The sequence below is a fragment of the Acinetobacter sp. ANC_7635 genome, assembly GCF_056779945.1.
In genome coordinates this window covers 41,647-47,885 of sequence record NZ_JBWYIS010000017.1, presented here as the reverse complement: position 1 = coordinate 47,885, position 6,239 = coordinate 41,647, and the positions used below count along the sequence as shown (strand labels likewise).

7 protein-coding genes are annotated in these 6,239 nt (G+C 36.2%); 3 read left to right on the top strand and 4 right to left on the bottom strand.

Annotation, left to right across the window (positions count from 1 at the left end):
• Nucleotides 1-161 precede the first annotated feature (161 nt).
• The 4 genes from AC1M89_RS13810 to AC1M89_RS13795 all read right to left on the bottom strand — a co-directional run bounded on the left by AC1M89_RS13810 (nt 162) and on the right by AC1M89_RS13795 (nt 3,407).
• Nucleotides 162-905, bottom strand: coding sequence for an amino acid ABC transporter ATP-binding protein (locus AC1M89_RS13810; protein ID WP_481592363.1), 744 nt, complete (start codon nt 903-905; stop codon nt 162-164).
• Nucleotides 906-916: 11 nt separating this feature from the next.
• The gene (locus AC1M89_RS13805) at nt 917-1,594 is read right to left on the bottom strand and encodes an amino acid ABC transporter permease (protein ID WP_481592364.1); all 678 of its coding nucleotides are present in this window, start codon (nt 1,592-1,594) and stop codon (nt 917-919) included.
• A 1-nt stretch (nt 1,595) separates the two neighbouring features.
• Nucleotides 1,596-2,438 (bottom strand): amino acid ABC transporter permease, encoded by an 843-nt coding sequence (locus AC1M89_RS13800; protein ID WP_481592365.1) that lies wholly within the window; start codon nt 2,436-2,438, stop codon nt 1,596-1,598.
• A 69-nt stretch (nt 2,439-2,507) separates the two neighbouring features.
• Complete coding sequence (locus tag AC1M89_RS13795) at nt 2,508-3,407, bottom strand: amino acid ABC transporter substrate-binding protein (RefSeq protein WP_180028739.1); 900 nt, start codon at nt 3,405-3,407, stop codon at nt 2,508-2,510.
• A gap of 458 nt (nt 3,408-3,865) precedes the next feature.
• On the opposite strand from AC1M89_RS13795, the gene AC1M89_RS13790 reads away from it, so the two are divergent.
• The 3 genes from AC1M89_RS13790 to ibaG all read left to right on the top strand — a co-directional run bounded on the left by AC1M89_RS13790 (nt 3,866) and on the right by ibaG (nt 6,232).
• The gene (locus AC1M89_RS13790; protein ID WP_481592366.1) at nt 3,866-5,317 is read left to right on the top strand and encodes an RNA polymerase factor sigma-54; all 1,452 of its coding nucleotides are present in this window, start codon (nt 3,866-3,868) and stop codon (nt 5,315-5,317) included.
• 188 nt (nt 5,318-5,505) lie between these two features.
• Nucleotides 5,506-5,838, top strand: coding sequence for a ribosome hibernation-promoting factor, HPF/YfiA family (gene hpf / locus AC1M89_RS13785; RefSeq protein ID WP_035268921.1), 333 nt, complete (start codon nt 5,506-5,508; stop codon nt 5,836-5,838).
• Between the two features lie 142 nt (nt 5,839-5,980).
• Complete coding sequence (gene ibaG / locus AC1M89_RS13780) at nt 5,981-6,232, top strand: BolA family iron metabolism protein IbaG (RefSeq protein ID WP_180000146.1); 252 nt, start codon at nt 5,981-5,983, stop codon at nt 6,230-6,232.
• Nucleotides 6,233-6,239: the final 7 nt, after the last annotated feature.

Here is a 6,239-nt window from a genome sequence, read left to right as displayed (position 1 = left end):
CAAGGGGGTGTTTTTTTATATATATAAATTGAATTTGAAAATAATTAAACCCTTGTAATTAAATAAGAAGCTCCATTCAGTTAATTTATGCCAAAAGATTGATGATTCTTGCAATTAAAAAAACAACAATAATCGCGAAATTTTCGGATTTAATCTAATATTTAATGTACTGCTGAAATTTTCTCTAAAAAATACTTTGTTCTTTCATGTCGCTCTTGTGGCTTATTAAAGAAGTCATCAGTCGGGCAATCTTCTAGAATTTTGCCTTGATCCATAAATATCACTCGATCTGAAACTTTTTTTGCAAATCCCATTTCATGCGTAACACACATCATCGTCATGCCTTCTTTTGCAAGTTGGCTCATGACTTCAAGCACTTCACCGACCATTTCAGGATCTAATGCGGAAGTGGGTTCATCAAAAAGCATACAGACTGGGTCCATACAAAGACCACGTGCAATCGCGACACGTTGTTGTTGACCACCTGATAATTGTCCTGGAAATTTATCTTTGTGTGCTGTCAAACCCACTCGATCCAAATATTGTAAGGCCTTTATTTTAGCTTCTTCAGTTGAGCGATTAAGTACTTTGATTTGTCCTATTGTTAGGTTCTCTAACACAGTCATATGAGGAAATAGTTCAAAATGTTGAAATACCATACCTACTCTAGATCTGAATTTTGCTAGATTCGTTTTAGAGTCTTTTAAAGCGGTACCATCAACGATAATATTTCCTTGTTGAAAAGGTTCTAAAGCATTCACTGTCTTAATAAGTGTAGATTTACCTGAGCCAGATGGACCGCATACAACGACAACTTCACCTTTGTTGATAGTGGTTGAGCATTCGCTAAGTACCTGAAAATCTCCATACCATTTGGATACATCTTGAATTTCAATCATTGGCATTTTGATTCTCCTTATCGAATAATGGCTATTTTTTGATGTAAGTGTTTAACTAGTCGTGAAAGTGCAAATGAAATGACAAAATAGACGACAGCAACAACTAGATAAAAAACGGCTTTGGTTTCCGAACCATAGGTATTAGCTAAAGTATTTGCATTGCCTAGGAAATCTGGTGCACTGATGACATAAACCAAAGATACATCTTGAAAAAGAACAATGGATTGCGTCAATATCACGGGTAACATATTTCTAAAAGCTTGGGGTAAAACTACGTATGACATTGTCTGGCGATAATTAAAACCCAAGGCGTAACCTGCATTCACTTGTCCTTTAGAAACTGATTGAATGCCAGAGCGGACAATTTCTGAAAAAAAAGCAGCCTCAAAAATGGCGAAGGTTACTACACTTGAAAATAAAGGTCCCCAATAGGTGTGATATTGGAAATCGAAAAACTTAGGAAGTAAAAAGTAAAAGATAAAAATAACTTGAATGAGGGGAACACCTCGAAAAAAGTCGACATAAAATTTTGCAAATCCACTGGCAATTTTATTATTCGATAGACGCATCATCGCGATTGGTGTACCAAGAAGAATCCCACCAATAATCGAAAGAATGGTTACTGTAACTGTAAATTTAAAACCAGCGATCAAACTTGCAACGACATCGGGATGAGTTAGAACACTAAAGTCCATTTTATTTACCTCCCGAACCTAGACCTGGTACAGCCATCCGTTTCTCAATCCATGCCATCAGGTATTTAATTGAATAAGTGATGATGAGATAAACAGGTGTTGAAAGAATTAAAATGACCACGTCTTGAGAGGTTTCTTCTCGCATTGTTTTGGTATATGCAAAAAAATTCAAAACACTTAAGGCAAAAAGTACGGCTGAATTTTTAAATACATTCATTGCTTCTGATGTCAGTGTTGGCCAAACGATTCGATAAGCCACTGGCAGAATGACATAACGATAACTTTGGTTTAAATTTAAACCGATCGCATAAGCTGCATTTTTTTGACCTTGTGAAACGGTATTAATACCTGCTCGAACCTGCTCAGCAATCCTTGCAGCGGTATATAGGCCCAGCGCAAATACACCAATAATTGCTGGATTATTATTTAAAATATTTTGCCACCATCCGCCAGAAACCATTTCACCACTTCCAGTACTCATACTCAATGGTAGAAGTTGAGGGAAAACGAATGCCCAGAAAAATAATTGAACAATTAAGGGTATATTTCTGAATAACTCTACATAACAAGTCCCAATGAATGACAGTAATTTATTGGGTAATGTACGCATAATGCCAATAAGTGAACCAAGTATAAATGCGATGAAAAAGGCAATGACAGCAGTCCAGATCATGGTCCAAATACCTGATCCAAGTATCTGTAACCAAGTCGGTGCATCAGCAACAGCTGAATAACTTGAACCTCCAATCGCACTACAGATAGATTCAGCCCAATCTTTTTTATCAACGCCATATTCGTTGGATGCCAAGCAAAATGACGTCCAATTTAAAGAACCAACAGCCATTGAAATTCCCTGCAATGGTTACGAGAAAAAAGGGCTTAAGTGTTTCTATTTAAGCCCTCATAATTTTTGTTATTTAATCCCTGCATCATTCGGAGATGCTTTTAATTTTTTAAATGAGCTACTCATAGGCATGTTTAGATTGATATTGCGTGGTGGAATAGGTGATAAGAACCATTTTTTATAAAGGGTATCCATTTGACCATTTTTCCACATTCCAGTTACCACACGATCTGCAATCGCTTTAAACTTGGCATCGCCTTTAGGCAGCATAATTCCGTAAGGTTCTGACGAAAGGACTGGACCTACAATTTTAAAATCTTGAGGTTTTGATGATTTGGCAATGAGCCCTGCAAGAATATTGTCATCCATAACAAATGCAGCTGCACGTCCCGAAGCGACCATTGCAAAAGAATCAGCATGATCTTTACCATAGACATTGGTAACTTTTATTTTTTCTCCTCGTGCACCCATTTTGATGTATTTATCCGAGGTTGTTCCTTGCGTTGTGGCAACGGCTTTACCATTTAAATCACCTAAATCTTTGAAAGGCGCTGAAGCTTTGACTGCCATACGTACTTCAGTGGCAAAGTAATTTGTAGAGAAGTTGACTTGCTGTTGTCGCTGGACAGAGTTGGTTGTCGTCCCGCATTCCATATCAATGTTTCCAGCGAGCATTTCAGGAATTCGCGTGGAAGAAGTAACCGCTTTATATTCAACTTTTAAGTTGGGGAGTTTTAAGTCTTTTTTTAATTCGTTAGCTACGTTATTACAGATATCGATGGCATATCCCATAGGTTTACCACCAACAATATATGAGATTGGATCAGAAGATTCACGATACCCGATGATCACTTTTCCATTTTTTTTGATTTTCGCAATGGTGTCAGTAGCATTGGCTTGACTCATTGTTCCACCAGCGATGATGAAGCCTAATGCGCTGAGAAGGACTTTACCAGATAGACTTTTCATCAAGAAATCTCCATGTCTTTTAATATATCGTTCTTATAATTTTGACAGTTCTCAAATTTGGTTGAAATCTATTCAAAATAAGCTATTAATTATTTTTATACTTTCTATGAGAATAAGTAAAGAATAAAAAATACTCGAAATTCGAATGAATTTAGATTTTTTGATTAACGCGAAACAAATCATGAGCTTATAAAACCTTAATCATGAGTAAGTGGTTTATTTTTAATCAACCATAACTGCAGATAACGCTAAAAAATTATTTTTTTTATTTAAACTTGAGTGCTCATATTTTTTCTGAATATTAATTAAAAAAAAATGATTGAATTATAATGTATTTTATCCTTATTTGTTATTAACAATTAAGACTAATTGATTAACTTAACACTTGAAACTTATGTTATAAGAATTGTAGGCATGATTATTGCTTAAATAATAACGATGTTAGGGGGTAATGATTAATGAAATTAGCGTTAGGACTAAAAGTATCCAATTCTTTGTCTTTGACACCCCAACTCCAACAAGCGATCCGACTTTTACAATTATCCAGCTTAGAGTTGGAGCAAGAAGTTCAATTGCAGTTGGATAGTAATCCCTTACTTGAGAAGGTGGAAGACGATTCCCCAATGCAAAGTTTGGAGGAGTTGAATCAGGAGCAGTCTGCTAGTGATCTTACTCGAGAATTAAATGCAGATCATTTACCAAATGATTTACCTGTAGATACTGAATGGGATGATGTCTATACTCATCAATCATCATCAATGGAATTACCAGAATATGAAGAACGTGAGGATAATCGTTCAATTCAAAATACACTGAAAGATCATATTTTACAGCAAGTTAATCTCCTAAATTTCTCCCAAACTGATCTTTTGATTGCCTATTGCATCGTAGATGGTTTGGATGAAAAAGGCTTTTTAGATGAGAGCGTTGAAGAAATTCACCACGCAGTGCTGACTTTACTCGCACAGATGGATATTCAAGAAGATGTTGAGATTGATGAAATTTTAGTGGTGTTGAAACATATACAAAGACTAGAGCCGATTGGCGTTGGTTCACGCAATCTTGTGGAATGCTTATATGTTCAGCTTCAAGTATTGCCTAATACCTTACCTTGCCGTAATGACGCGTTATTGTTATTGCAGCATTATGAATTATTGATTGCCAATGACCTAAATAAATTACTGAAGCAAACAGGTTTTAAACTTGAACAGTTAAAAGCAGCAATACAACTTTTAAAATCATTACAACCCTATCCAGGTCTAATGTTTGAGAATAAAGAATCTGATTACCAGGTACCTGATGTGGTGGTGGCAAAGAAAAATGACAGTTGGCATGTGCACTTAAATCCGGATATTTTGCCAAAATTACGCATCAATCCTTATTATGCAAATATGATTCGTCGAGCTGATCAAAGTGCAGATAATCAATATTTACGCAATCAAATGCTTGATGCTAAAAATTTTATTAAAAGTGTAGATGAGCGCCATAAAACGCTTTTAAAAGTAGCGACATGTATTGTTCAGCATCAACGAGATTTTTTAGACTTGGGTGCTGAAGGAATGAAACCTTTGGTGTTGAGAGATGTGGCGGAGGAGGTTGAGTTACATGAATCAACAGTATCTCGTGTAACCACCAATAAATATTTGCTTACTCCGAGAGGGTTGTTTGAACTTAAATATTTTTTCTCAAGCCATGTTGGAACAACGTCAGGTGGTGAAGCGTCTTCAACTGCGATCCGAGCAAAAATTAAAAAGTTGATTGCTGAAGAGAACCCAAGAAAACCATTATCTGATAACAGTTTAGCTAAGTTGTTAAATGAGGATGGTATCGATGTTGCACGTCGTACAGTCGCAAAATATCGCGAATCGTTACATATTCCTGCATCATCCGATCGAAAAGTCTTGATCTGAAATTTGAAGTGTGATTATTCTAGAGGTTCATTATGACGAAATAATGAATCTCTTTTTTTTAGTTACACGAGGTTTAGCCAGCATGATTTCATGACTTAAATTTGCAGAATAATTCTATGTTGAATGTTCTGTCATGCAATCACATGGCTTAACTCAATCAAATCCTTTAGAAGGAGAGGGATAGGATTATGCAAATAACAATTCGTGGACATCATTTAAGTATTACTCCTGCAATAGAAGAGAATATTCGTTGTAAATTCGCCGAAATGACCAAGCACCTTGATCAGGTCAATAGTATGCAGGTGAAACTCACAAAGGATCACCAAGTCGATAAGCGTTCGAAAAAAGGAAGTTCGAATCATATCGCTGAAGCAATCGTGCGTTTACCCGGCGTCGAACTTTTTGCTCAAGCATCTGGCGATGATATGTATGCATCAATTAAAAAATTAACTGAGAAAATAAAAAGACAGTTAATGCGATATCGTAAAATGCAAATGGCTTTTCAGCCGCTGCCTATATGACGGTCTGTAGCTGAAAATAAAAAAAGAGGTATATTGCCTCTTTTTTTTATAGATAAATTGTATAGCAGATGAATTCATTGAATGAGTTATAGTAAAATAATCCGTTTTTACACAATCGATCGTCCCATGAGAGGTCTTTGCAATGAATAGTGAACAGCTCACTGAAATCTTAAAAGCTGCTTTCCCTTCTGCTGATGTTGCTGTAAGTGGACAAGGTGGGAAATTTGACCTCCGTATTGTAGATGATCTGTTTGAAGGTAAAAGAACAGTTGCTCGTCAACAAGCAGTTTATGCTCCTCTTAACGAATATATTAAAAGTGGTGCAGTTCACGCTGTAACCATACGCGCAATGACAAAAGAAGAATGGCGCAAAGCTAGTCTTTTCGGAGCTTAAGGAATAA

Excerpts from the sequence above, each read along its gene's own strand:
- AC1M89_RS13810 (WP_481592363.1), bottom strand. The coding sequence starts at position 905 with ATGCCAATGATTGAAATTCAAGATGTATCCAAATGGTATGGAGATTTT.
- AC1M89_RS13805 (WP_481592364.1), bottom strand. The coding sequence starts at position 1,594 with ATGGACTTTAGTGTTCTAACTCATCCCGATGTCGTTGCAAGTTTGATC.
- AC1M89_RS13800 (WP_481592365.1), bottom strand. The coding sequence starts at position 2,438 with ATGGCTGTTGGTTCTTTAAATTGGACGTCATTTTGCTTGGCATCCAAC.
- AC1M89_RS13795 (WP_180028739.1), bottom strand. The coding sequence starts at position 3,407 with ATGAAAAGTCTATCTGGTAAAGTCCTTCTCAGCGCATTAGGCTTCATC.
- AC1M89_RS13790 (WP_481592366.1), top strand. The coding sequence starts at position 3,866 with ATGAAATTAGCGTTAGGACTAAAAGTATCCAATTCTTTGTCTTTGACA.
- hpf (WP_035268921.1), top strand. The coding sequence starts at position 5,506 with ATGCAAATAACAATTCGTGGACATCATTTAAGTATTACTCCTGCAATA.
- ibaG (WP_180000146.1), top strand. The coding sequence starts at position 5,981 with ATGAATAGTGAACAGCTCACTGAAATCTTAAAAGCTGCTTTCCCTTCT.